This is a genomic window from Bradyrhizobium sp. OAE829, assembly GCF_040546575.1.
Lineage (GTDB): Bacteria > Pseudomonadota > Alphaproteobacteria > Rhizobiales > Xanthobacteraceae > Bradyrhizobium.
Genome location: NZ_JBEPOE010000001.1, coordinates 6,037,968 through 6,062,500 on the forward strand (window position 1 = coordinate 6,037,968; position 24,533 = coordinate 6,062,500).

22 protein-coding genes and 3 pseudogenes are annotated in these 24,533 nt (G+C 56.5%); 4 read left to right on the forward strand and 21 right to left on the reverse strand.

The window, feature by feature from the left end:
* Window positions 1-92 precede the first annotated feature (92 nt).
* Window positions 93-519 (reverse strand): annotated as a pseudogene (locus tag ABIE49_RS29000) (pyridoxamine 5'-phosphate oxidase family protein).
* Between the two features lie 58 nt (window positions 520-577).
* Window positions 578-1,027 (reverse strand): phosphatase PAP2 family protein, encoded by a 450-nt coding sequence (locus ABIE49_RS29005; protein ID WP_354067035.1) that lies wholly within the window; start codon window positions 1,025-1,027, stop codon window positions 578-580.
* A 388-nt stretch (window positions 1,028-1,415) separates the two neighbouring features.
* Here ABIE49_RS29005 and ABIE49_RS29010 point away from each other — a divergent pair, with 388 nt between their 5' ends.
* Together ABIE49_RS29010 and ABIE49_RS29015 are read left to right on the forward strand one after the other, a co-directional pair.
* Entirely contained in the window at window positions 1,416-1,913 is a 498-nt protein-coding gene (locus ABIE49_RS29010) for a DUF4142 domain-containing protein (protein ID WP_192740506.1), read from the forward strand.
* Between the two features lie 593 nt (window positions 1,914-2,506).
* Window positions 2,507-2,662, forward strand: a pseudogene (locus ABIE49_RS29015) (L,D-transpeptidase); the annotation flags it as partial.
* A gap of 202 nt (window positions 2,663-2,864) precedes the next feature.
* Here ABIE49_RS29015 and ABIE49_RS29020 read toward each other — a convergent pair.
* The 5 genes from ABIE49_RS29020 to ABIE49_RS29040 form a co-directional block, all read right to left on the reverse strand.
* Entirely contained in the window at window positions 2,865-3,326 is a 462-nt protein-coding gene (locus ABIE49_RS29020) for a DUF421 domain-containing protein (protein ID WP_354067036.1), read from the reverse strand.
* Window positions 3,327-4,458: 1,132 nt separating this feature from the next.
* Window positions 4,459-4,782 carry a hypothetical protein gene (locus ABIE49_RS29025; RefSeq protein WP_192740505.1) on the reverse strand — a complete coding sequence of 108 codons (324 nt, stop codon included), beginning with the start codon at window positions 4,780-4,782 and terminating at the stop codon, window positions 4,459-4,461.
* A gap of 249 nt (window positions 4,783-5,031) precedes the next feature.
* A complete protein-coding gene (locus ABIE49_RS29030) occupies window positions 5,032-5,490 on the reverse strand; it encodes a TspO/MBR family protein (protein WP_192740504.1) in 459 nt (152 codons plus the stop codon).
* A gap of 271 nt (window positions 5,491-5,761) precedes the next feature.
* Window positions 5,762-5,905 (reverse strand): hypothetical protein, encoded by a 144-nt coding sequence (locus ABIE49_RS29035; RefSeq protein ID WP_192740503.1) that lies wholly within the window; start codon window positions 5,903-5,905, stop codon window positions 5,762-5,764.
* A gap of 11 nt (window positions 5,906-5,916) precedes the next feature.
* Window positions 5,917-6,270 carry a hypothetical protein gene (locus ABIE49_RS29040; RefSeq protein ID WP_192740502.1) on the reverse strand — a complete coding sequence of 118 codons (354 nt, stop codon included), beginning with the start codon at window positions 6,268-6,270 and terminating at the stop codon, window positions 5,917-5,919.
* A gap of 505 nt (window positions 6,271-6,775) precedes the next feature.
* Between ABIE49_RS29040 and ABIE49_RS29045 the strand changes: the two are divergent.
* Window positions 6,776-8,754: pseudogene (locus tag ABIE49_RS29045) on the forward strand (AI-2E family transporter).
* Between the two features lie 931 nt (window positions 8,755-9,685).
* On the forward strand, window positions 9,686-10,861 hold the full coding sequence (locus ABIE49_RS29050) for a zinc-dependent alcohol dehydrogenase (protein ID WP_192740500.1): 1,176 nt from the start codon (window positions 9,686-9,688) through the stop codon (window positions 10,859-10,861).
* A gap of 430 nt (window positions 10,862-11,291) precedes the next feature.
* On the opposite strand, the gene ABIE49_RS29055 is transcribed toward ABIE49_RS29050, so the two are convergent.
* The 14 genes from ABIE49_RS29055 to ABIE49_RS29120 all read right to left on the reverse strand — a co-directional run bounded on the left by ABIE49_RS29055 (window position 11,292) and on the right by ABIE49_RS29120 (window position 24,445).
* Window positions 11,292-11,510 (reverse strand): hypothetical protein, encoded by a 219-nt coding sequence (locus tag ABIE49_RS29055; protein WP_192740499.1) that lies wholly within the window; start codon window positions 11,508-11,510, stop codon window positions 11,292-11,294.
* A 239-nt stretch (window positions 11,511-11,749) separates the two neighbouring features.
* Window positions 11,750-12,121, reverse strand: coding sequence for a response regulator (locus ABIE49_RS29060; protein WP_192740498.1), 372 nt, complete (start codon window positions 12,119-12,121; stop codon window positions 11,750-11,752).
* Between the two features lie 99 nt (window positions 12,122-12,220).
* On the reverse strand, window positions 12,221-14,548 hold the full coding sequence (locus ABIE49_RS29065; RefSeq protein ID WP_192740497.1) for a hybrid sensor histidine kinase/response regulator: 2,328 nt from the start codon (window positions 14,546-14,548) through the stop codon (window positions 12,221-12,223).
* 98 nt (window positions 14,549-14,646) lie between these two features.
* Window positions 14,647-15,183, reverse strand: coding sequence for a chemotaxis protein CheC (locus ABIE49_RS29070; RefSeq protein WP_354067037.1), 537 nt, complete (start codon window positions 15,181-15,183; stop codon window positions 14,647-14,649).
* Complete coding sequence (locus ABIE49_RS29075) at window positions 15,180-15,563, reverse strand: response regulator transcription factor (RefSeq protein WP_192740495.1); 384 nt, start codon at window positions 15,561-15,563, stop codon at window positions 15,180-15,182. The genes ABIE49_RS29070 and ABIE49_RS29075 overlap by 4 nt, the downstream gene beginning before the upstream one ends.
* A gap of 56 nt (window positions 15,564-15,619) precedes the next feature.
* Window positions 15,620-15,892, reverse strand: a complete 273-nt coding sequence (locus tag ABIE49_RS29080) for a hypothetical protein (protein WP_192740494.1) — start codon at window positions 15,890-15,892, stop codon at window positions 15,620-15,622.
* Window positions 15,889-16,839: a chemotaxis protein CheA gene (locus tag ABIE49_RS29085; RefSeq protein WP_354067038.1), complete on the reverse strand. Its 951-nt coding sequence runs from the start codon at window positions 16,837-16,839 to the stop codon at window positions 15,889-15,891. Before ABIE49_RS29085 ends, ABIE49_RS29080 begins: the two co-directional genes overlap by 4 nt.
* Window positions 16,781-18,088 carry an Hpt domain-containing protein gene (locus ABIE49_RS29090; protein WP_354067039.1) on the reverse strand — a complete coding sequence of 436 codons (1,308 nt, stop codon included), beginning with the start codon at window positions 18,086-18,088 and terminating at the stop codon, window positions 16,781-16,783. The genes ABIE49_RS29085 and ABIE49_RS29090 overlap by 59 nt, the downstream gene beginning before the upstream one ends.
* Entirely contained in the window at window positions 18,085-18,474 is a 390-nt protein-coding gene (locus ABIE49_RS29095) for a response regulator (protein ID WP_192740492.1), read from the reverse strand. Before ABIE49_RS29095 ends, ABIE49_RS29090 begins: the two co-directional genes overlap by 4 nt.
* The gene (locus ABIE49_RS29100; protein WP_192740491.1) at window positions 18,471-19,319 is read right to left on the reverse strand and encodes a CheR family methyltransferase; all 849 of its coding nucleotides are present in this window, start codon (window positions 19,317-19,319) and stop codon (window positions 18,471-18,473) included. The genes ABIE49_RS29095 and ABIE49_RS29100 overlap by 4 nt, the downstream gene beginning before the upstream one ends.
* Before the next feature lie 3 nt (window positions 19,320-19,322).
* Complete coding sequence (locus tag ABIE49_RS29105; protein ID WP_192740490.1) at window positions 19,323-19,862, reverse strand: HEAT repeat domain-containing protein; 540 nt, start codon at window positions 19,860-19,862, stop codon at window positions 19,323-19,325.
* Between the two features lie 68 nt (window positions 19,863-19,930).
* Window positions 19,931-20,995, reverse strand: coding sequence for a chemotaxis-specific protein-glutamate methyltransferase CheB (cheB, locus tag ABIE49_RS29110; RefSeq protein WP_192740489.1), 1,065 nt, complete (start codon window positions 20,993-20,995; stop codon window positions 19,931-19,933).
* Window positions 20,992-22,518: a chemotaxis protein CheW gene (locus ABIE49_RS29115; protein ID WP_192740488.1), complete on the reverse strand. Its 1,527-nt coding sequence runs from the start codon at window positions 22,516-22,518 to the stop codon at window positions 20,992-20,994. The genes cheB and ABIE49_RS29115 overlap by 4 nt, the downstream gene beginning before the upstream one ends.
* The gene (locus ABIE49_RS29120) at window positions 22,511-24,445 is read right to left on the reverse strand and encodes a methyl-accepting chemotaxis protein (protein WP_192740487.1); all 1,935 of its coding nucleotides are present in this window, start codon (window positions 24,443-24,445) and stop codon (window positions 22,511-22,513) included. The genes ABIE49_RS29115 and ABIE49_RS29120 overlap by 8 nt, the downstream gene beginning before the upstream one ends.
* Window positions 24,446-24,533: the final 88 nt, after the last annotated feature.

Consider the following 24,533-nt stretch of genomic DNA (forward strand, 5'->3'; position numbering starts at 1 on the left):
GCAGGTCAACTTGGCGAAAACGTTAGCATCGTCCCTAAACCGCTGCCGTAATCACCAACGAAGCCGCCACCACGGGTAGCGACGTCGATCCCCTACATCCGAACTTCGCCTTCCTCCTCGCCGTCCCAGTAGGTGATTCGATTCGCCCTTCAGCACGATGTTAGGTGTGTCGACTCCCTTGTCGAACCAGCGATCGAGGTCGCTTGTCCAGTGGGCTTTGAATACAGCCTTATCGCGGATGAGTTCCGCCGTGCCTTCGACTGCCACATAAATCGCATCGGAAAAGATCCCGCCTTCACCGGTAAATCCGAGCGCAACTTTGGGGTTGGCTTCTATGTCGGTGACGGTTCGCGCATGCTCGTAGGTGAAATAGTACGACGTGCCGTCATATTTTACATCACCATTGTTGCTCATCGGCCGGTTGGCGATCTGACCGCCCTCGGTATGCGTAGATAGGATCGCAATGTCGATCCCAGCCATTCGCTTTGAGATCTCTCCGATTGTCTTGTGGATTGGCATTGGCTCTCCGTTATGACGATTGCAAACAGACGAGGACAGCAAGCGTTCCGATTCTTTGTCAGCGCCGCTTGAATCCAGTCACGAACCGGAGCAAGCGTTCTAACGCGGCTCCAACAGCGAGGCCGGCCACGACATCGCTCGTCCAATGAGCGAGGAGGACGATCCGCGTCAGGGCTAGACCACCGCCGACGGCCCAGACGGCGTTCCGCTGGGCTGGCGGCAGCCCGGTCGCCGCCGATGCCGGCGCACCGATATGGACGGCGTGCCGTGACGGAAACGCATCGAGACGTTTTCCAGACAGGGGGATTCCATGCAGGTGACCGACCACGGTCAGGCGGTCTGGACGCTTCTGATCGAACACTCTTTTGAGCGCGTGGGGAAGGATGGAAGCGACGATGGTAGTTACCAGTACATGATCGCTTGCGCGTCGCACCGATACGTCCCGGGTCCGCGCGTAAAGCCACCAGCCCATAGCAACCACGCAAAGCACGTGGTCGTCGGCACCCACGTCTAGGGCCTGTTCGATATGTTCGGCTGGTCGGCTCTTGTTCTCATCCCGGCAGACGAAGAAGCATTGCAGCAGCCGTAACGCCGCACACAACTACGGCAATTGTGATGCCGATGATCAGGCCGGTGTTTGGCATTGTTCGATGCCTTCTCCTTCGTAATGGGCATCTCGATGCTCTACCCCTAAGCAGCAGCGTCCAATGAGGCTTGCTGAAAGATCGTGCCGGCCAATCAAAGTTTCCCTTCCCCGGGAGGCCAATTGCCACATTTTCCCGGTTATGAGAACTCTCACGAGAGCGAGTTGCCTCATTAGTCCACCGCCCTTGTGAAGATTTGGAACCTCTTGGGTAAATAGTGCGTTCAGGAAGTAAGTCTGTAGGAGAGTGCCTATGAAAAGAATCTTATCGTCCCTTGGGGCAGTAATCATCCTGTTGACGGCCGCTATGGCCAGCGCCCAGGCGAAAGACAAACCCAGCCAGGCCTTCCTCAAGAAGGCAATCGAAGGCAATTTCGCCGAAGTTAGCATGGGAGACCTTGCACAGAAGAATGGTCAAAGCGATGACGTGAAAGCGTATGGCAAGATGCTTTCTGCCGATCACGCCGCCGCCAATCGGAAGGCTTTGGACGCTGCCAAGGGTGTGGGGATAAACCCACCAACCGGCGCAAATGCGAAGCAAAATGCCGACTATGACAAGATGTCTAAAATGTCCGGTCCAGGTTTTGACAAAATGTTCGCTACCCTCATGGTGGCCGATCATCAGAAAGATATCGCCGAATACATGAAGGCGTCTAAGCTCAAGGATCCGGCCGGCGAATATGCCTCAGGTCAAATCGACACGTTACGGAAACACCTCGATGCCGCAAAAGCGTTGAAGGTCGGCAAGTAAGACTAGCCGCCGGCAAGCTCTCAGCCTCACCGGCGTTTGAATTGAGGGAGTGTTCTCTCAGATAGAAGTCTTCTTGTGAGCAATGTACTCAGCCTAATAGCCGCGGCGGCTTTCAATAAGGACAAGCTGGAAGAACAGGGCGAAGGAAGCTGCTGCCGTTACTGCGAGAAGTGCCGGAGCCGTCGATGACCCGCCGAAGAGTGCTAGTAATGTTTACCGGCTTGGTCATTGCTATGCTGTATGGAATCTTTTCCTTGAACGAAAATCTTTGGATGGAGGCCAAAAATGGGCCGCAATCAACAATCGGTAGATCCGGAGACTTTAAGTCGCCGGGCGGAACTACAGAAGCAAGTGAGCGAAGCCGTATCTAGATGCGTTTCAGGACTACGCTGAAACTTATTTGCTCAGTAGGGTCGCGCGTCCCCGGTCCGCAATCACGTGGGTTCCCGACACCCCCGTCTAGCCTTTTCCGAACGATTGCATTTGCAGCGCATGCCATCAGAACACTGACATCGGCTTGCCTAGACGATACGTACGAATGGTTCTCGCACCCGTAAACCTACGCAGATTGGATGTTTTGAAGCGTAGGAGTCACGACTGAGCCGGCACCAAACAATGCTGTCGGGACGTATTAGATTGGGCTCTCTGCGGGAGGCTTTGGCATTCACGGCACGCCCAACCCTAGCAAGATAAGTAAATCCGAATCGCACGGTTGTGTCCGCTTAACTAACTGGCGCTTAACAAATTGAGATGCGGCTTGGCTCCTGAAGATCGTCAAGAAAGGAGCGCCGGTCGAGTTCATCGATGGCGAGGCTAGGAAAAGTTGACCGACTGGTCCATGCGCCCGTTCGTGCAGGCTCTCAATAAAAGCAAAAGTTTGATGTGGTCTGTGGCCCGAACTTCTCGAGTGATGCGACGAGAAGGATGACAATAGTCGATGACGTCAATCCTTCAGACGGGTTTCGCCTTTGATTTTGGCGGTTTCGAATTGTCCTTCGACGAGTCTGTCTTAATGACGCTCAATTCACCGTTAGCTTCCAGACAAGCCTCTCGCACTTCGCCAAGATCCGAGATTCCTTGTTGTCGCAACTGCCCCTTTAGCTCCTCCTCGGTAATAAACTCCTGGCGCATGTTGCGGCGATTCATCTTGCCGTTCTTTATGAGTGGAAGCGGAGAAGGGGATAGGAGCCGTTCGAACGCATTGAACCGGTAGCTTATCCAGTTCAGGAACAGATTCCAGAACACGATGGTAAGAACCAGGACGATTCCCTCGGTAATCGACTTGTATTCTTTGGCAAATGCGTTCTGTGCGGCATCGGCTATTACGACAATTACAAGAATGTCGGCAATCCCGATCGTTGATGTCTGACGCACCATCACAAATCGTAAGATGATGAAAAGGGACAGGTACATCACTGTACCACCGCAATATCATCTCCGCCATCGAATGAGTCGGAATTACTAGCTCGGCCCACTCGATCAGGAGTAATTTGTCCACAGCGTCCTCGCAGTAGCGATGTTTCACCAGAGAAGAGCATAGTCCGTCATCACTCGTGCGCAGCGTCCCTTGCCGCCATATACGAGGCTGCGATGGTAAGTAGGTGCACAGCCGCCGTCCCTAGCTTTTGCATCTCTTCATCAACCGTATAGGCGGCGGAGGCACGGCCGTATGCAATGGCAACCGTTGCGTAAGCATCAGTGATCGATCTCGCTAAGGGATCTTTATCATCGAATGTCTGATGTTCACGCACCCTAACGACGTTGAGGGCTATATCGGCAGAGGCTTGAGCGAGCCGCACGCCCTCCAACTCCGGGTCAGAAATATCAGGCTGGCAGCCAGCAACTGCCCCAGCGACCAATTCGTATATCGCTTCCTTCGATGGGCCATCCGCAGACAAGTACCTTGTCAGCAGCCGCCGAGCCCTGGCTTCAAGGTGTTTGCGATCCTTCCGGATAATCTCTCGCTGCCTATTTGGCTTGAACCAACTGAACACCGTTGTCTCTATTCCAGGTTCGATCGGCCGCCCGTGTCGGCGATGTGGCGACCCACTCGAAAAGAACACTAGAAAAAGCACCGCTAGTAAAACGGTTCCACCCATTCCCGCAGTACTGTCATACCTAGCCCGAGATCCGGACTAGCATTACGCTCTTTTTTAATTTCTTCTCCATAAACCCTGTCACCCAACATTTCGAATAGGGAAAACGTTCCTGCGGCACGGAGCGTATACTGCGAGCGGGAAGCGGCTGATCGTCTACCCCGCGGGGGGCGTGGTCACCTGTCCCGTGCGTGTGCCCTGTTACGATATGAGTGCGCGGACGGCGTGAATGAGAGACACCATGCAGGATGAACGAACGTCCAATGCGTCCCCTCCAGCTGGTCGCAAGCTGGATCCCAAGAACGAGACTTCCGCGTGGAGAGCTGCCGGTCGAACGTTTACGCCTATAACTCTGCCAAGGCCGGTGATTTTTTCGGACCGAGGCTACGCCCGCGGCGTTCTTCTTTCGCAGCAAAGAAAAAGCCCGCATCGCTGCGGGCTTCTTGTTTCTAGTACCAGCCGGGGCCACCGCCGAAGCCGAACGAAACGCTCGGGCCACCATAACCGTAGCCTCTGCCATAGTACGGTCCGCCGCCGTATCCGCCACCATAGTAGGGACGGGGCGCGTAATAGCCGTAGCTGTTGCCGTAATACGGACGATAGCCACGATGTCCGTAGTGACGATAATGCCGACGCTGAGAACTGATATCGGTAGACTGCTGGGTTACGCTGGTTGACGCTTTCGCCTTCGCTGCATTGTCTGCAGCATTTGCGGCGGAACCACCGAGCAGCGCTGCTGCACCGACGGCGAATACGATAGCTAGTTTGTTCATTTGAACACTCCCGGTTACATGTGGAGTGCTAATTGATGCGCATAGCTTACGTTCCGATGTGCGACATTAAATTGGCGTAAGTTATTGAACAGCCGTTCATATTCGCATGACAAACGTGACACTGACGTACGTTCAGTATAGGACCATAAGGGCCGCAGCAATTATTTCCGAGATCGTCGGCTGGCCTTCCAACCGTCGCTTATTAATCCACTGGCATAGTTTTCGGAATCTCACCTTCGCCACGCGACGTCAGTTAAGCCGGTAAAGGGAATAGTTGAGAATTGATGCAAAGGCGACCCAACCCGCATAGGGAATAAACAAGGCAGCGGCCACTCGATTCTCATGCCATTGCACCCAGAAAAAACTCACAATGACGGCCAATAGGGTCAGGATAATTGCAAGGGCGAACCTCATATGGTGAAGCGTGAAGAAAATTGGCGACCAAAGTAAATTCAAGATCATTTGCGCTAGCCAGAGCTGCATTGGCAGAGCGGTCGCATCGTCTTGCAGATAGGTTCGCCACCCCGCCACCGCGATAATCACATAGAGGACCGTCCAGGTCGGGGCGAAGATCCAATTTGGCGGATTGAAGGGTGGCTTATGCAGCCCGGCATACCATGCACCCGGCAAGTTGGTAGCGCCGACCGCCCAGCCGATACCGACAACCAAAACGATGAAAAGAGCGAGAGATCGGTGCCGTTTTGCCATGCCTCAGCCTTGGCTGCCGGAGTTAAAAGTCGATGGCAGAGCGTGGCAATTGCAGCCCAACCATGCAGGCGCCTGCCGATTAGGCGCAAATTTTACGTCCGCGCTTTGAGCAGAGAGTGTGAGATGACCCGAAAGCCACCTTGAAAAACAAGCCAACTCCGAAAAAAGCGGCCTCGATTAGCCATGGAGACGATCCTCCAAGGCCGGGCGGCGTAGGATTGCTCCTGTCCAAACGCCGCCCGGTTACTTTCTAAATCAATCCATCAGATTATCAGCGCTTGGACTTCTTCTTCTTCTTCGCCTTTTTTGTCTTCTTGGGCATCATTTTCTTGACAGCCTTCTTTGCCTTTTTAGCCATCGACTTCGCGGCCTTGACTACCTGCTTGGTAACGGATTTCTTAGCCTTCTTAGCCACAGCATTCTCCTTCAGCGTTTTGACTTTTTCGACGTCTTCTTCGTTTTCTTAGTGGCTGATTTCTTACCAGCCTTTTTACTAGCCTTCTTGCCGGCTATCTTCGTACCTGATTTCGCTTTGGACCTATTTTTGCTCTTGGCGACCTTTGATGCGCGGGACGACTTTTTTGCCTTCTTCACGACCTTTGTTATGGCTTTTACCGGGGCGGTTTTCGCCGTCGCTTTCCTCACACGTTTGACCACGGCCTCGGCCGCTGTGTGAGCCAACACGGTGGCTCCGCTGACCACCAATTCCCCAACGATCTCGCCGATATCCTTCTTGGGCTCTTCCGTAGTCTGTTCGCTCGATTTCTTCTCGGTGTCCATGACGTACGCCCTCCAGAGTGCGTAGCAGCAACGTAGCTGATTCTGACCGCCACGATGGGATCATGCGGTAGCCTAGCAGGGAACAAACGCGGCGGTTCGAGAACGTTTCCCCGACCTAGGACGCCGCACCTCTTTCATCTCTTCTAACGCGCGATTGCACCTTAGGCACAGGAACGAAGGACAGTTTTGCTCGTTCAACCTGCGCTGCAACATCTCCTTGGTCCTTCAGGATATCGTGCATGCACTGTCGAGCGCCCCGATGACCATAGCCCACCGCAGAGAGAGCACTTTCTCAACTTTCTTGAGTCAAGGCCGGCAATTGGCCCGCATGGCTCACAGTATTCATTGGAGTTCTTGCAACGGACGTATGATCCATCAAACGACAACCGGCCCAGTAACGTCAGCCATCAAAGACATTGTTCTGGCCGTCTCATCGGAAAAGTTCAGCGGGATAGAAGACGGTCCGAAGCCCGGACCAGTCTTCTGGCGTTAAACAGAGGTCAAGATGGCCAATCAGCCATTCAAAGCGCGCACCTCAGAGGAATTGATTGCACTGCAAAGTGCGGTAGCAACCGCGGTTCTGGCTGTAATCATCGTGATGACGCTCTATTTCGGACGCGACATCGTCATCCCGATTGCGCTGGCAATTCTGCTTAGTTTTGTCCTGGCCCCCCTTGTGGGACTGCTTCAACGAACGCGCGTTCCTCGCGCAATTGCGGTCGTAAGCGTCGTCGTCCTTGCCTTTGCGTTGCTCTTTGCAATAGGCAGCCTCCTTGCATCGCAATTAACGCAACTCGCTAGTGAGTTGCCGCGCTATCAATCTACGATAAGTGAGAAGATACAGCTGTTTCGAGACACCACGGCTGGCCGGGGCACACTCGAACGCGCCTCTGGGATGCTGAAGGACTTGAGCAAAGAACTCGATAAGCCGAAAGACGCCGGGTCCGCACTCGGTGCGAATACGATAGTCAACCCCAAAGCGCCACTTACTCCAGTGCCCGTAGAGGTGCGGCAACCGGATCCAGGCGCTCTGGAAAGTTTGCAGGCGTTAATCTCGCCACTCCTGCACCCACTCGCTACGACGGGTATCATTATCATTTTTGTGATTTTCATCTTGCTTCAACGGGAAGACCTCCGTAGCCGGCTCATTCGGCTCGCAGGGTCGCATGACCTGCAACGCACAACGGCAGCACTCGACGACGCGGCCAGGCGCCTCAGTCGGCTTTTCCTAATCCAACTCCTATTGAACGGAGCGTTCGGCGTAGTCATTGGCGCTGGCCTATGGTTCATAGGTGTTCCAAGTGCCATCCTCTGGGGAATCTTAGCGGCTGTTTTGCGATTCGTGCCCTACATCGGTGCAGCTATCGCCGCGGCCTTTCCATTGGCTCTTGCCGTTGCCGTGGATCCAACGTGGTCGATGCTGCTCTGGACTCTTGGCCTCTTTCTAATAGTGGAGCCGATTGTTGGGCACGTGATCGAGCCGATGGTCTATGGTCACAGCACCGGGCTTTCCCCAGTGGCCGTTGTCGCGTCTGCCACGTTTTGGACCGCGCTTTGGGGTCCAATGCGGGCTAGTGTTGGCGACTCCCTTAACTGTCTGCCTAGTGGTGCTCGGGCGGCATGTGGAACGCTTAGCATTTCTTGACGTAATGTTTGGTGACCGGCCCGCGCTTTCCCCACCTGAGATTTTCTATCAGCGGATGCTTGCGGGAGATCCAACCGAAGCTTCCGATAAGGCGGAAGAGTTCTTGAAGGAGAGATCCCTTAGTTCCTATTACGATGAAGTAGCGTTGAAGGGCTTGCAATTGGCTCAAGCTGATGCAGATCGCGGCGCTCTCGATCAGGAACGTTTGACAAAAATTAGAGATGCGGCGATCGAGTTTGCCAACAACCTTTCTGATCAGGACGATCGTCCGGCGCCAAAAGTCCGCTCAACTTCGGACGCAGAAGCGACCTCGGCGGTGGAGAGCGTGGCTGAAGACGCGCCAAACGCAAATCTGCCAATCGTCAGCAAGGAGGATCTGCCAAGCGAATGGCAGAGCGAATGTCCGATTTTATGCATGGGTGGGGCGTAGTTTAATTGATGAAGCTGCCGCCATTATGCTGGCGCAGCTTTCTTCTGCACATGGGCTGGCGGCTCGCGTCGAGGGACCCGAAGCGCTGACAACCTCCAATATCTTTCGGCTCCAGACAGACGGTGTCTCGATAGTATGCCTAGTCTATTTGGATGGGACTGGACCCGCTCATATGCGCTATGCCGTTCGACGTCTTCGTCGAAAATTGCCGAGAGCAGCCATAATTCTGTGCTGCTGGCTTAAGGACATTGATCAGGCAGAGTTGGAGCGGCTCCGCGAGGCAGCAAAGGCGGATCTGATCGCGAGCAACCTCGGCGAAGCGATCAAATTGGCAATTGAGGTCACGGGCTTGAACGTCGACAGCCTGAAGACAAAGCACGACGAACTATCTGCAACAACGGCGGCTTAACTCCGGCAACGTCTGCCGCAGCATCGAATTTTCGGTTGGCAGAGTATCTTGCGCGGCACCGCTCGTCCTTTCCACCGAAAATGCGATTGTATCGATCGGGCTAGTTGGGCGCTGTTCGCCGTTATGGGCGGATACCAAATTTTGCTTGGCAGGATGTTCGCGCTGGCGAAACTCCTGACGGCGGTGATGTTAACTTTGGCCATGGTCTGATCGGTTGCTGTCTGCGAAATACAGCGTAGCTCGGGCAACGGCGCGGCGGGCGTTTTAGTCGTAATTTTACCGCGCATATATTCTTGCTTGGGTCGGAGGTGCCAAAGTCGTCGCCGATGGGCGATCGGCTAGAACCGAGCCTGCGAGAAACGCTCAGACGCTTCAGCACGTCCAGTCCGCACGTTGACACGCATATGCCCATGGTCGGTTGTGCTGGATAATTCGCTACCTATAAGGAACTCGCGGATCAGCGTCGAAGTTGAACCGGGACCGGATCGAAGGGCGCAGGTATGTCAGGCTGCGGACAATTCCGGAGCCTTTTTAACGACCCTGAATCCTATCCACCGTACAACTGGACTCGATCAATGGCGCGTAAAAGCAATACGAAATGGTCCCAGGAGGACGACCGGCGGCTTCTCGAGTTGCGAGCGGCGGGGAAGTCAGTCCTCTCGATTGGGCTCATGCTTAGGCGTTCGTCGTCAGCCATAGAGGGCCGCTTGGGGGTTCTAAAAGCAAAGGAGCGGGGCATAAAGTCGGAGCAGTTGATGGCAAACGGCGCGGCCGCCGACGATTAGCCTTGGCTTGCTTGAAGAGGCGCGCTGTCGAGCTTTGCGGCTATGAATCGTCTTGCTGCATTTTGGAACGTTTGGGGCATGAGCATGTTGCGCTCAGGCGACATGGACCAGGGTTGTGCATGCCGTTTCCGCAAAGGAGAACGACTATGCGCGCATTGTGTTGGCACGGCAAAGGCGACGTACGCGTCGACACGGTGCCCGATCCTCAGATTCAGCACCCGCGAGATGCGGTGATCAAGATTACCGCCTGCGCAATTTGCGGCTCCGACCTACATCTCCTTGATGGCTACCAGCCCACTATGGAAAGCGGGGATATCCTCGGCCATGAGAACATGGGCGAGGTGATTGAACTCGGCTCCGAAGTCAAAAATCTAAGAATCGGCGATCGCGTCGTCGTCCCTTTCACCATCAGCTGCGGCCAATGCTGGTTCTGCCAGAAAGGTCTGTTTTCGTGCTGCGACCGGACCAACCCCAATGCCGAAATGGCCGCGAAAGCCATGGGCCAATCGCCCGCTGGGCTGTTCGGCTTCAGCCATATGCTGGGCGGATACGCCGGCGGTCAGGCCGAGTATCTCCGCGTTCCGATGGCTGATGTGGGCCCGCTTAAGGTACCGGGCAACGTGACTGACGAGCAGGCGCTGTTCCTGTCAGATATCTTCCCGACCGGCTATATGGCCGCCGTGAACGCGCAGATTGAACCGGGCGACACCGTGGCAATCTGGGGCTGCGGTCCTGTAGGGCAATTTGCGATCCGCTCCGCGCTGCTGCTTGGAGCCGGACGCGTGATCGCAATCGACGAAGTCTCCGAGCGGCTGGCCATGGCTGAAGCCGGCGGTGCCGAGACTATCGATTTCTCGAAAACCGATGTCTACGATGAGCTCATGAAACGGACCAACAAGCGTGGTCCGGATAGCTGCATCGATGCGGTCGGGTGCGAGGCATCCGGTCACGGCGCGACCGACGCCGTGCTCGACAAAGTGAAGGCTGCAGCATTCTTGGCGACGGATAGGGTTCACGTTCTCCGCGAAGCAATCATGTGTTGCCGGAAGGCAGGTACGGTCTCAATACCCGGCGTTTACGTAGGCATGGGCGACAAAATACCGCTCGGCGCAGCCATGAATAAGGGGCTCACGATCAAGACCGGCCAAACCCACGTGCAGGCCTATACGAAGCCGCTTCTGAAGCTCATTGAAGCTGGCGATATCGACCCGAGCTTCGTCGTAACGCATCCTGCGAGCCTCGAAGACGCGCCGGAAATGTACAAGAAGTTCCGGGACAAGAAGGACGGTGTGATCAAGGTCGTGTTGCGGCCGGGACAATAGTGTCCAGCTGGAGGTTCGGCGAAGTCACATGTTTTTCTTCTTTTCAAACAAGCTGGGCTGCTTCGGCTCGCTCATCCTCTCGGCCGTCGTTACGGTGGTCCTTCTCCTCATCTTCGGAGTTCTTCGCTTCTGACCCGATGTTGCTTGTGCATGAACGCTTCTATCCCACCTTCCATGAATTGCCGACTTAGGTCAGCTCTCGAACCTTCTTTCGCCCCGGTTTCCTCCGTCAGAGGGCGACGTCCGACGTTTCCGCGGGCCTCCAGAATTGCGCGAAAAGTAGCGTTAGCCAAAAGTCGCTCTGAGCACATCGGTGACCACCCAAGCCAAAAACGTCGCTATCGCGGCCAAAATCATTATTGGATGGCGAGTACTGGCAATCTGGCGCCTGACATTATTCCAAAAATTGCTCAAGGTCCCTCCGCCAACGTCAACTGTCCGGCCCGATCTGGAGCTCAAGCAACGCTAACCGCTGCAAAACGAGTGGATCGCATTCGCCATCCCGGACGAGTCGAAGGATTGTTTCTGCCAATCGATGGATGATGTGTGAACTGACCGGCTCCGGAAGTGCGTTGACGGCATCCTGGAGCGCGATATCCATCACCTGGATCGCTTCCGGAGAAAATGACGCATCCGCAAAGTCCTTCATGGTTCTTAACGCGAGCAAGGGTGGAATTACTTTATACAACGGGAAAAAATGGCAAGGGTTCCAACGCCTGATTGGAACGGTGTGGGGATCCGCTATACATGGCTTGGAGCCGCTGAACTCTAGCGTGCAGTCAAGCTTCGTGGCGGCAGCTTGGGCACCGAGGTGTCAGGTGTGAAGAAGACATCCCATTCTGATGCCGGGACTGATGGTGGACTAAAAGCAGTTTGTCTAAGACGCACTTAGGCGACCGAGCCCTTCAGCACTTCGTCTATCATTTCGGCGAGCTTTTCTATCGTGAATGGCTTTTGAAGAGTTGGTTGATCACGGTAGCCGTCAGGGACGCCGGCCGCGCCGTACCCGGTGGCAAAAATAAACGGACGCCTATTTTCTTTGATGACGTCGGCCACTGGCGTAATCATCTGCCCATTGAGGTTCACATCGAGGATGGCAAGATCAAACTCTATCGATTGGACGAGCTGGATGGCTTGGCCAATCTCACCCGCTTCGCCTGCTACGGCGTGGCCAAGCTCTTCGAGCATGTCGGCCACCATCATTCGGATCATTACTTCGTCTTCGACGAGTAACACTGAGTAGCTTGGTGGGCTCGTCATTCTTAATCGTATCCGTTTCAGTAGGTAGACTGGGCGACGAAGCGTCCGCGTTCCCGCCTCAACCGAGCCCATACGGTCAGAGGGCTGCCTCTAAGAAGCCTAACGCAGCAGAAGTTCCTTTACGTGGGCCGCCAGACCTTCCATCGCAAACGGCTTTGTGACGATAGCCATTCCGTTGTCCAGACCATCAACACCCATGGCCGCTTTTTCGGCGTAACCCGTAATGAACAGGATTTTCAATGCCGGTCGCGCAATCCGGCCGAAATCAGCGAGCTGACGTCCATTCATGCCACCGGGCAAACCTACGTCGGTCACGAGGAGATCGATACGCGTATCGGAGCGGAGGACTTGTAAGGCGCTCGCTCCGTCTGCTGATTCAATTGCAGTGTATCCGAGTTCGCCAAGAACCTCTGCGACAAGCATGCGGACCGAAGGTTCGTCATCGACAATAAGTACGGTTTCGCCGGCACCAGCCCGCGGTGCCAATGAAAAATCGATGGATTCGTGTGCGATCTGTTCCTGCTCTGAGTGGCGGGGCAGGAACAGTGAAATTGTCGTGCCGTGGCCAAGGGAGGATGAAATGCGAACCTGCCCGCCGGATTGCTTCGCAAAGCCGTAGATCATTGAGAGACCAAGACCGGTTCCTTGCCCGAGAGGTTTGGTCGTATAGAATGGGTCGAAGGCTCTTTGGACGACCTCATCGCTCATGCCTGTTCCCGTATCGGTCACGCTCAAAGCGACGTAGTCGCCGGGACGCATTTCAAACAGAAACGCATCGGAATTGTCGAGCGTACGATTTGCCGTTTCGATCTTCAATTTGCCGCCGTCCGGCATCGCGTCGCGGGCGTTGATACAAAGATTGAGAAGGGCATTTTCCAATTGGTTTGGATCAACCAGCGTTGTCCAGAGATCTGGTGAGACTGTCATAGTCATCGCAATTTCCGGACCCAACGTATTGTTAATGAGGTCCGTCATGCTCTCGATCAGCCGGTTTACGTCCGTTGCTTTCGGATCCAACGTTTGACGCCGGGAAAAGGCCAACAGACGGTGCGTGAGCGCGGCGGCGCGATTTGCAGCTCCTTGCGCCGTCGAGATGTAGCGTTCGACATCATTGTACCGGCCACGGCTTATCCGAATCTGAAGAAGTTCAAGAGAACCTGAAATCCCTGTCAAGAGATTGTTGAAATCGTGCGCTAGGCCGCCGGTTAACTGCCCTACGGCTTCCATCTTCTGGGCTTGCCTTAATGCGTCTTCCGCATTGTGCAGCGCCTCCTGCTGGCGGCGTTCCTCCGTCACATCGCGCGCCACGCAGTAAAGAAGGCCGTCAACGTTCACTGCAGTCCACGACAGTATGCGGTATTCACCCCGCCTCGTGCGAAAGCTGCTTTCGAACATCGCGCTTTCTTCGGGAAGTGCGAGGGAAGCAACAGCGTCCCGCATCTTGCGCCGGTCGTCTGGATGTTCAAGCCATTCCGACGTCTTCCCGCGAATCTCGTCTGGCAACCATCCCAGGACGGTTGTCCAGGCTGGGTTAATGCTTATCCAGGTGCCGTCGGTGCTTGCGACGCCGAGCATATCCCGACTGACCTGCCAGATTCTGTCGCGCTCCTGCGTCCGGTCCGCGACGCGTTGTTCAAGGCTCGCATTCAATTCGTGAAGCTCTTCTTCTGCGGCGTGTCGCTCACTGATATCCCGCAGTATCGCGGTTACGAACACGCGCCCGTCGCTCAACCAGCGAGAGGCAGACACATCAAGGAAAGTGCGCGAACCATCCTTGCGGCGCGCAACCAATTCAACTGCCCGCAACGACGCTTTTCCAGACAGGACCTGGTCCCAAAGTTCCTGCCATCGCCGAGGGTCATCGAACAAATGATCCAACGGACGCCCCACCAATTCGGCGCGCTCGAAACTCGTTTCTTGAAGCGATGCGGAATTGGCGAACTGAACCACGCCGCTCGCATCCAACGTAAGGATGGCATCTGATGCGCTTTCGACGACAGCATCATAGCGCGCGTTTTGGCGCTCGCGAAGGATGCGATCGCGATGAGCGGCAGCGGTGACATCGGAAATTTGGAGGAGGCAGTGAGGGTAGGGGGGCGGCCCGAAAGGACGCACGGAAACGTTGTGGATCAACGGCACACCAGCTCTCGTCCGAAGCGGCAGTAGATCCCGGTTGAGCATATAGGTCAGAAAGGCAGACGAGCCTAAGGTGAACGCTTCGGAGATCGAGGTTGTCAGGCGAGCCAGAGGGCGCCCTGCAAACAACTCTTCCAGTGTCTTGCCGGCGGCCTCCTGGGAGGAAATACCGCTCGCGGACTCAAACCAGTAGTTGAAGCAGACGACACGCTTGTCGCGGTTCAACACGACGACGCCAGAATCCAAGGCGTCGAAAGCGGCAACTAGCTGCTCGTCTTCAAGCCGAATCATTGAGGGTTGCTCGTCGGATGAAGTCGTCCAGCAGATGCGTTAAAGCAGTTAGGGACGGGAGATCCATAATCATCGCGATATAGCCGCTGATGTCGCGCTCACGGACGGCAAAGTTGATGTACAGGAACATTACGACGTCGCCCGCCTCTGGAGGAGGCGCGAGACTGAAAAAGGTTTCGGCGTTGCCGCGGAGCACTTCGGGAAGCGACATTTTCAAACTGCGCTGGAGCATGTTCGCAATCGTCGCCAGGCAACTGTTGAGAAGAATATTGCCTGTTTCCGCCAATGCTTTTTTCCTGTTCCAACTCGATGATATCCTCGAGTGGCAGGTCACCGCCGGTGATTGCCCGGACCAGCTCCAGGCTTTTTGTTTCAGGAAAGATCAGGAGCGCCCGGCCGGTAATATCTCCCTCAAAGACCTGATGGACCGCGACCAGGTTCGAAATTTCCCTTTCGGCCAGAATGGCTATAGCGCCGGCCCGCGACTCGAGCGAAACGTTCGGCACGGACAGATGCACTTGTGAGCCGACCATCTCACGCAGGCTGGATGCGGCGCGGCTGACACCGATATTCACGAGTTCGGTCAGTGCGTCGAGTTGTAGCTCACTAAGCAGTTCTGCGGACCCCGCGGTCATGCCTTCGCCTGTTCGAGCCGTCGCACCGCGTCTTGTAGGAACGCGCTCAATGCCTGCTCGTTCAGGGGCTTCATGAGAAAAACGGCTCCGATTTCTCTTGCCCGCCCTACAATTTCCTGCTGGTGGTTGGCTGAGACTACGGCAAGCGGCGTCGAAGGGTGAAGCGCCAGCAACTCCGCAGCGAGCTCAAGCCCGTCTCGCCCGGGCATGTTAAAATCCAAAAGGGCAACGTCGAATGCAGTCTGCTTGGCAAGCGAGAGGGCCTCGTCAGCATTGGCCGCCTCTATGCGACTCCAGTCCGGGTACAGGGTGTTCAACGCCTTGGCCGCGGACATCCGGGCGAGCTTACTGTCGTCGACTATCAGGAGCTTGTAGGGCATGAATTCTCCGGCAGAGGACCCGTAGGGTTTCCAAATTAATCAATGGTTTCGCATCTTTAGCGTGAAGGCGAAAGGTTAAACTGGGTGCTCCGGCGCTCTAGAGCGGGGCCGATGAAGCGGTGGAGGAACTCGCCGGCTGGGGGCCCCTGAAGTGGTCGGCCGGAGACTAGAAGAACTTGGACCACGGCGCCGTGGGCGCTCTCGCAGCCGTGCCAGTCAACCTGGGCCATTGGATTGGCCAGCAGTTGCTGCAAAAGGGTTTCTCCGTCCTCGGCGGGGCAAGCGCCGATGAGCCGGATGGTCTGCGCGTCGTGCAATACAACGGTCATCTAAACATCTCCTGTACGTCCAGCACGACCAGAACGCGCCCGTCGCCCAGTAGCGTTGTACCTGCGACGCCCCGCATGCTTCCCAACAGGCCCTCCATGGGCTTAAGCATAACGTCCAAGCGCTCCCCTAACCGGTCGACCTCAATTCCGCCAATCTGCCCGGCCGCCGTCACAACGACTATCTTCGCCGGAAGTTCCCTTTGTGGAACGCGGGCGAGGCCAAGTGTCTCTGCGAGATCGAGCAGGGGGATCGTCCGATCGCGCAGGATGAATGCTCGGCCCGATCCGATCGCGACGATCATGTCGCGATTGACAATTGTGGTTTCCACGACGCTGTCGAGCGGCAGCCCGAATACTTGACCGACTACTTCCACGGTCATTACTCGCGTCATCATCAGACTGAAAGGTAGAATCAGACTGACAACAGTGCCCTTTCCAGGCTCGCTTTGCAGGGTAACCGATCCGCCCAAACGTTCCACGGCCGTCCTGACGGAGTCCATGCCGACCCCGCGGCCTGACAAATCTGTCACAGTTTCCGCGGTAGAAAAGCCGGCCGCAAAGATCAGGTCAATTATCTCGCCGTCGGCCATGGCCGCCAAAGCTTCCTCTGAAGCAACGCCTCGAGCGCTGGCGACCGCGCGCACCCGGTCAACGTCAATCCCGCCACCGTCGTCCTCGATTTCGATCCGGACATTCTCGGCGACGCGTCGGCCGCGCAGGATTAGCGTCCCCATAGATGGTTTGCCGATCGAAATGCGACGCTCCGATGCCTCGATGCCGTGGTCTACTGCATTGCGCAGCACATGGAGCAACGGCTCAAAAAGGGCATCGACGATGGTGGCGTCGGCTTCAGTGTCTTCGCCTTCCGTGATCAGTCTCACGGTCTTGTTAACGCTGCCGGCGATTTCGCGTACCAACCTCGGAAAACGGCGAAAGACGGTGCGCAACGGAAAGAACTCGGATGCGAAGAACGGCCCCTTGCAGTTCGCTCGCCAATCGATCGAACAGGGCATGTTGATCGCGCAAGATCGATTTAACGGTTGCTAGATCTTCATTGCCCTGCATTCGCTTCGCTGCGTGTCCTATCGCATTTTTTACAATGATCAACTCACCCGTAAGCTTCACGAGGGCATCGATCCGGTTCATGTCGATCCGCAATGCGCGTGGCGCTACGATCGGTGCTGGAGAGATGATTGTTTGGGAGTCGGCCTTGCTTTCTAAGGCGCGTTCGATAGCCACAATCAAGGGTTCAACATTTCGCTGTGCTTGTGCGGCAGAAGTTGCGAGTTCTACCTTGGTAATCGCTTCCTTGCTGCCAAGGTAGTGCAGAGCGTTGACGGCGGTACGCCCCGCAGAAGAAAGGCGACCTAAAAGCCCTTCGACGCCGCTATTACGCAACAGAACTACCTGCGCCTTGAGAACCGATGTTGCTTGCGTGAGATAATCTTCCGCTACTGTGGAAACCGAAGCCGCCGTTAACTCGCGGATTTCCGCCCTTTCAGCGACAGCCAGGAGTGCGCTTCGAATTTCCGCGGCGGGCGCTTTTGTCAACGCCAAGATTTCTAGGTCGCAACGGAACGTATTCATGTTCTCAAGAGAGACCGTTCGATTTGAAAGCGCTAACTCGACGGTCAAAAGTTGGGGCAGGGACGCGATTACCAAAAGCGGATCGTCTTCTTGAAAGAAGGCGTCCGGATCCGGCAAGTAGCGCACTGCTGAGACTGCCTCCGGGAAATGGCCTCCCGCGGCCCCGCGAAGCCGGTCCAACCAATCGTTGTTCGCTGGAAGCGCGACGCCTTTCTCGCCCTCACCGATGTCCATCGAACTGACCAGTCGAGTGATCATATCGTCCGCCTCGATGTCCGCGGCAGTTGGCATCTCGCCGCTTGCCTGCATGTGATCTAACCATCGCGAGGTGAGATCGAGACACGTCAGACATTCGTCAAGGACCATTGAGGCAACTGGCTCATGGGATGCGCGAAGCTTCGCCAGAATGTCTTCGGCGGCATGCAGCGTTCTTGACATGGCGGCGAACTCGACGATCCCAGCAGCGCCCTTCAGCGTATGAAAAGCCCGGAACGCACCATCTAACCTTTCGCGATCGCCGGGCTTCTCCTCAAGTGCCATCAGATCGTCGGTTGCTTGGGCGACAAGCTCCCTCGACTCGAGGAGAAACTGTTCGACGAACTCATTCATCGCGCCGCCCCGCAGAAAATGGCAGCGTATTCGGCGAGCGTCTCCTGCTTGATAGGCTTCACAAGGTAATAATTGGCGCCGGCGCGTCGGGCTGCTGCCATGTCCTGCATTCCGGATTCCGTGCTGGTCACCAGGACCGGAATGCCTGATATCGGAAGTTCCTTCGATCGCAACGTATTCAGGAATGTGATGCCGTCCATCTGCGGCATGTTGACATCGACGATAGCCAAGTCGAACGCTTGCAAAAGCACCTTCTCTAGACCCTCCAACCCGTTTAACGCTTCTTCGACAACGAACCCGCGGGCCTCCAGGGCCGAGCGGTAGTACGTCCTGACGAGTGCGGCATCGTCGATGACAAGGACCCGTTTTTTGGAATAATCGCTCACGCGCGCAACTCCTGTGGCCTGCGGTAAACGATCGCTCCCGAGTACCGACAAACCTCGAAAAGGGGCGAGATGCGGCTCATAGATTCAGTATGTCCCAGGCAAATGAAGCCACCCGGCAATAAATTATCGTAAAGGTTTTCTGCTGCAATGCGGCGAGATTCATCGTCGAAGTAGATTAGAACGTTCCTGCAGAAGATCACGTCGAATCGGCCCTGCGGTCTAGTTTCCTTGGTCTCGATCAGATTCACCCGAGAAAAGCGAACCGATTGGCGGAGATCTTCCAGGATCTGCCACCGCTCGTCGTCCAACCCATGAAAGTAGCGCTCGATCAATTCCGGCGACAATCTCATGAGAGCCCGCTTGCCGAATATGCCCTCCGCTGCGGCTTCAAGTACGCGGGTATCGATGTCGGAACCAACGATCTCAATGTCGTAAGCGTCTACGTCCTTCCAGTTTTCCAGCAACCAAATTGCGATCGAGTAGGGCTCTTCTCCCGTCGAGCAAGGGACCGACCAGATCCGGATTGGGTCGCCCGGCTTTTTAGCCGCGACGCGTTCGTTCAGAAGATCGGAGCTCAGACATGCGAGTTGGTGGTCTTCGCGATAAAAGTACGTTTCGTTGACTGTGAAGGCGTTAATGAGGTGTTCGACCTCGTTGCGCGTTTCACTGCGGAGATATGCAAAATATCCAGCAAACGATCGGCTTGAGGTCGCAACTATCCGTTCTATAATGCGACGCTCCACATAGTAGCGCTTCGTCTCTGTAAAGACCATGCCGGTCCGACGATAAAGAAAGTCGGCAAGTCTTTTGAATTCGTCTTCGGTTATCTGCTGCGTATCATCCATCGGTCAGCGCGATCCAATGCGATCGCGGGCAGTCCTGATGGCAAATGCAAGAAACGGTTCGTCTGAAAAGCGGATGGCGCACTGCTCTAAAATCGGCAAGCTCGCGGCAGTGCCTGTCTCTGCAAGAACCTCGATGGCTGCGGCACACACGTTAGCGTTTAATTCGCGCTCAATAAGTTCTCCCAGCAGTCGGCTCGCCTCATCGGCAGGAAGCATACGCGCAATTTCGCATACTAACAGCCGGACGTCCGCGTCGGCATCCTTCAGCAGTCCGGGAAGATGCACTGCTGCTGCCCCCGGCATGGCCCGCAACGCATCGAGTGCTGCGGTGCGCTGGGCTGCGTCGTCCGAACGTAAATATGGAATGATGACAGCGGCGCTTTCTGATGAGCCCATCTTGGCAAGCGCCGTGAATATGGCTTCGCGGACTCGCGCTACGCGTTCCTTGGATAATGCTGTGGTCAACAACGGGAGCGCTTCGGGAAGCAGGGTGGCCCTCCGCGCTGCGGTCCAACGTTCGTCATCGGATCCCTCGATAAGCATCTCGGCGATATTCCGATCATCTGGCGCAGGCGTCTCCGAGGGAGATGCAGGTTTCCGTATGAGCGGCATCAACTCACCAATTTTTTCAAGAGTGCTGCAATCCTGTAGAGGGGCTCAACAAAATCAGCGGCATTGGCCTTGACGAGTTCTCCGGGCATACCCCAGACGACCGCAGTTTCCTCGGCTTCCGCTATGGTCCGGCCGCCACCTGCATGGATCAGCGCCATAGCCTCCGCTCCGTCGTTTCCCATGCCCGTCATGAGTATGCCGATCAACTGGCTCGGAGCCATATGGTTCAGCGCGCTGCGGACCAAGCGGTCAGTGCTGGGGTGCCACGGGTAGTCAGCCTGGGCCGGGGCGGCCATGGCGACGAGACCTGGTCCTCGCCTTGAGACAATGATGTCGGCGTCGCCGCGGCCGATGTAGACATTCCCCTGCACGAGCGCCGTTGGATCCCGGACTTCCTGCACGCCAAGTCGGCTAATCCCGTCCAGGCGGCGAGCCAGGGGCCCCGTGAACGTAGCCGGCATGTGCTGGGCAACCACGATTGGCCAAGGGAACGAGGCGGGAAGGCCGTCCAGTAGCGCCTCCAGAGCCGGTGGACCACCGGTTGATGTCCCGACCAGGACGAGACCTTCTCCTTCTGGGACGTGCTTGGCTTTTCTGACGGATGAGCGTGTCCTGGTACCTTCCCCCATCCGGAAGCGAACCCTCTCGCGCAATCGCAAACTGGTTCTCAACCGGGCGCCAGCCGCGGCCCGCACCTTCTCAATTAGCGGACGGGCAAGGCTGTCGAACTGGAGCGATACCGCCCCCGTGGGCTTTGCCACGAAATCGACCGCACCCAAACGTAGTGCTTCAAGCGTGGCGTCCGCGCCCGCTGCCGTCATCGACGATACCATAACCACCGGGCAGGGGGTCTCGATCATTATCCTGTCGAGGCAAGCAAGCCCGTCCATTTCCGGCATATGAATGTCGAGGGTAATGACGTCCGGCCGAGAAGTAGCTATCGCAGCGAGTGCTTCTCGTCCGTTGCGCGCGAACCGAACCTCGAAATCAGCCTGCGTCGAAAATGCCTGGCCGATCAACTTCCGCACGAGCGCGGAGTCGTCGACAACGAGTATTTTGATCACGGTTTAGTCTGCCGGAACTCTTGACTGCGTGGCTGCTTGTTGAACGTGTCCAGCAGACCTCTTTCTGTCCGGGTCAGCAACTCGGATGGATCCAGCAGCAGAATGATCCTGCCAGACGCCTCAAGATTAATTACTGAGTGCACGATGCCAAGCGCGTCTCCGGTCAAATCCGGAGATGGCTTGATCGTGTCCGGCGAGCAACGCAGGACCTCTGACACGCTATCCACGATCAGGCCGGCGCGATGCTGCTCGGTACGAACCACCACAAGCCGCCGGTTCGCGTTAACGGTCGTCGCCTGCATGTCAAAACGGCGGCGCTGGTCCACGACAGGAAGGACTTCGCCTCGAAGGTTGACGACGCCTTCAAGAAATTTCGGAGTCTTTGGCAGGCGCGTGATCTGATCTGGTACCCGTGCGACTTCTTCGACCGCATCGATTGGCAGCGCGAAATCGTTGTCGTCTAGCTGGAAAATCAGGAACCGCAGCTCCTTTGCATCCGACGCGTCACGAGCTTCATCTGTCGGCTTCATGGTTGTCTCGCCTTGCGCGAGTTTCTGCATGACGTCTTCCCGAAGTAAGCGTTCCGGTGCCAGGATCGAAACGAGTTTGCCTTGTCCAGCCCGATAGATTTCCTTGATCTGCGCTTCACCGCCGGCGCGGGCTGCAAGCAGTGGCGGGGCCGGATCGACGCGATCAGGATCGATCGAAAGGACGGCCCGCGTACGGTCTGCGACGAACCCGATCAATACGTCGCTGATTGCGACGACGAGCACCTTCTCAAGCAAAAGGATCGCCGGTGGCAATCCGAGGAGCCGTCGTAACGATAGTAATGGCAATAGTCCGCCTCGATAGGGCATGACGCCGCGTACCGCATCGTCGCTTCCCGGAACGAACATCAGGTGTTCTGGAGCGGTAACGATTTCTTTGACCACTTCAAGAGGAAGAGCGTAGTCCTGACCGGCGACCTCGAACGTCACCAGGCGCGGACGAGTCATTTCGACCGCCGCATCCTTTGCGATAGTTGCCGTGCCAGTAGCGGTGTGGAGCGATTGCTGTTTTGGTGCGGTTTGCGCGAAGCCCCGGCGCAGCAATTCCGGGATATCCAAGATCTTGGTGACGTGCGAACCGCTTTCGAATACGCCTCGCAGATGCTCGCCTGCTTCGGAGGCAATGTCGGCCTCCGCCGTCTTAACCTTCTCAGGTGGAATGCGGACCAGGCCGGAGACTTCGTCCACCGCTAAAGCAACTGGCGAGGCGCCTTCGAGGACAATAAGACGCGAAGCAGGGGTCGCAGCTACATCCGCACGGCCCAAAAGGGCGCGGACGCTTGCGACCGGCAGGACCGCCCCTCGCAAGTTGGCAAGACCCATCAGACTCGGCGGCGCCTGCGGAACTCGGGCGATCGGCGGCAGCCGCGCGACTTCCGACACGGTTTCGGCCGGCAAGGCATAGAAGTGCCCTTCGCTCCTGAATGTCAGAAAACGCTCGTCGGTCAACGCTATCGTCTTGGCTATCTCAGCCATTTTGCTTCTTCAATTCGTCCGAAAGGGACGCAATCTCTTCAATGGCAGCCGCAAGGTCGTCCGCGCCCTGGGCCTGTTCTGCGGATGCCGTGGCGGCTTGACGCGAGGCCGCACTCGCTTCTTCTGCAGCCGCAGCTATTTGACGGGCCGCAGCAGCAGTCTCTCCGGCAGCGGCAAGTATTGCATCAGCTCCCTGCTGGATCGCCTTGTTGGCACTTCCTAGCGCGGCGAACTCGCCGGTGATGCCTTCGAGTGTCTTGATGACAGCTCGGTTATTTTGAACCTCCATCTCTCCCGCGGAGATGATTTGTTCTAGGTCGCGGCGCAAAAGTGCGATCTGGTCGAGAATTCCGCGCACCGTATCTTTGATACGCTCGACGCTATCTGACGCTTCGCGCGCGAGCGCCCGTATGTCATTTGATACTAGTGCAAACCCCCGGCCGGCATCGCCCGCACGCGCGGCTTCTACTGCCCCGCTCACCGCAAGCATGTTGGTTTGAATGTTGACCAGCGTGATTGCGTCGACAATTTTTTCGATCTTTCGACCAATGACTTCCAGAGAGATGATCGTTTCAAGGCTCTCCCGGGTATTGTCGAGAGCTCCCGCGACTCCCTCGATCAGGAGTTCGACTGCCTTGCGGCCATCAGCGAGTGATTTTCCCATTACCGAAACACGATCTGTGGCGAGTCGTCCCTTCTCCTGGGCGAGACGCGCACTTTTCTCAATTTGAGCGAGAGCTGCCGAAGTTTGTTGTGCGGCAGCGGACTGCTGTTGAGATCCGCGATTTATTTGCTCCACCGCAGTCGAGATCTGACTGGCAGCGCTGGAAAGTTCCTGAATGGTCGCCGACAATTCCTCGGCCGTGCTCGCGATCTGCTCGGGCGCCGAGTCTCCTGCTGACCCGCTACGAAGTTTTTCCGACAGGGAAGCGAGCGACTGGGCGGCTACCTGACCTTGATCGAGGGACTGAGCTTGCTGTTGGACGGCCGACTGGGCCTCGCTGGCTGCGGAAGCTTGCTCCTCAGCAGCTCCAGCTACAAGCTCTGCGCCTTTTTGTGCCTCCTGGATGGCGCGCTCGGCTTCCATCGCTGCCGTAAGCGTATCCTGGCTCCCCTTGGCGAGTTCAACCATGCTTTCCCGCAGGCCGCTCAGCGTTTCGATAACGGATCGACCCGATTTGGCCTGTTCAACCGCCACTTCGGCCGCCGCCTTGACTGCCAAGGCTGACTGCCGAACATTTGTCTGGATCTCCTCCGCAAACCCCTGCACTTGAACCGCGCTCTTGTCCGAGACGTCGGCGAGAGCTCGCACTTCTTCGGCGACGACCGCAAAACCGCGCCCATGGTCTCCTGCGCGTGCGGCTTCGATGGCTGCGTTCAACGCCAGTAGGTTCGTTTGATCGGAAATCCGGCTAACGGCGCCGGTGATTTCGCTCACATCCTTCGCCCTACGTTCAAGTTCGCTTATAATGACTCCAGAGGAGACCTGTCGTTCCGAGTTTCGTTCAATAGATTGGATTGACGCACCAATCAGGGCAGCGGACTCAGTAAGCAGTATCTGTGCGGATTCGGTCCTGCTCCGTGAATTATCAGCTTCCCCGCGGGCGGTCGCCAGGTTGGCGGTAACTTGCTTGATGGCCGTCAACTGTTCCTGTGACGCTCCCGCTGCCTCATCGGCGCCAGCCGCGATCTGCTCCATGGATCGCCGAAGCTCCTCCGCCGCCGCGGAAGCCTGCGCCAGTCCGCTGGCCAATTCTTCTGTAGCCGCCGCTACCCTTTCCGAGATCTTGTCCTTTCCTAGCGTCTTCCCGGACTTGCGGTTTCGGGACGCCGGTGGCGCTGCGACAATGGCAGATTGGTTAGCCTCAGCCAAACGACGTGTTTTGGACGCGGAACCCGCAATTTTCGAAGTTTTTACAAGGGTCATTTGGCTCTCGGATTGGGTGGGCTCAGCTATCACTGAAGCATAGGCCATATTTCCCCCGACGTGGATATCGCTATCATGGGACTCTGCG

Excerpts from the sequence above, each read along its gene's own strand:
- ABIE49_RS29010 (WP_192740506.1), top strand. The coding sequence starts at position 1,416 with ATGAAAAGAATCTTATCGTCCCTTGGGGCAGTAATCATCCTGTTGACG.
- ABIE49_RS29020 (WP_354067036.1), bottom strand. The coding sequence starts at position 3,326 with ATGTACCTGTCCCTTTTCATCATCTTACGATTTGTGATGGTGCGTCAG.
- ABIE49_RS29025 (WP_192740505.1), bottom strand. The coding sequence starts at position 4,782 with ATGAACAAACTAGCTATCGTATTCGCCGTCGGTGCAGCAGCGCTGCTC.
- ABIE49_RS29030 (WP_192740504.1), bottom strand. The coding sequence starts at position 5,490 with ATGGCAAAACGGCACCGATCTCTCGCTCTTTTCATCGTTTTGGTTGTC.
- ABIE49_RS29040 (WP_192740502.1), bottom strand. The coding sequence starts at position 6,270 with ATGGACACCGAGAAGAAATCGAGCGAACAGACTACGGAAGAGCCCAAG.
- ABIE49_RS29050 (WP_192740500.1), top strand. The coding sequence starts at position 9,686 with ATGCGCGCATTGTGTTGGCACGGCAAAGGCGACGTACGCGTCGACACG.
- ABIE49_RS29055 (WP_192740499.1), bottom strand. The coding sequence starts at position 11,510 with ATGAAGGACTTTGCGGATGCGTCATTTTCTCCGGAAGCGATCCAGGTG.
- ABIE49_RS29060 (WP_192740498.1), bottom strand. The coding sequence starts at position 12,121 with ATGACGAGCCCACCAAGCTACTCAGTGTTACTCGTCGAAGACGAAGTA.
- ABIE49_RS29065 (WP_192740497.1), bottom strand. The coding sequence starts at position 14,548 with ATGATTCGGCTTGAAGACGAGCAGCTAGTTGCCGCTTTCGACGCCTTG.
- ABIE49_RS29070 (WP_354067037.1), bottom strand. The coding sequence starts at position 15,183 with ATGACCGCGGGGTCCGCAGAACTGCTTAGTGAGCTACAACTCGACGCA.
- ABIE49_RS29075 (WP_192740495.1), bottom strand. The coding sequence starts at position 15,563 with ATGCCCTACAAGCTCCTGATAGTCGACGACAGTAAGCTCGCCCGGATG.
- ABIE49_RS29080 (WP_192740494.1), bottom strand. The coding sequence starts at position 15,892 with ATGACCGTTGTATTGCACGACGCGCAGACCATCCGGCTCATCGGCGCT.
- ABIE49_RS29090 (WP_354067039.1), bottom strand. The coding sequence starts at position 18,088 with ATGAATGAGTTCGTCGAACAGTTTCTCCTCGAGTCGAGGGAGCTTGTC.
- ABIE49_RS29100 (WP_192740491.1), bottom strand. The coding sequence starts at position 19,319 with ATGGATGATACGCAGCAGATAACCGAAGACGAATTCAAAAGACTTGCC.
- ABIE49_RS29105 (WP_192740490.1), bottom strand. The coding sequence starts at position 19,862 with ATGCTTATCGAGGGATCCGATGACGAACGTTGGACCGCAGCGCGGAGG.
- ABIE49_RS29115 (WP_192740488.1), bottom strand. The coding sequence starts at position 22,518 with ATGGCTGAGATAGCCAAGACGATAGCGTTGACCGACGAGCGTTTTCTG.
- ABIE49_RS29120 (WP_192740487.1), bottom strand. The coding sequence starts at position 24,445 with ATGACCCTTGTAAAAACTTCGAAAATTGCGGGTTCCGCGTCCAAAACA.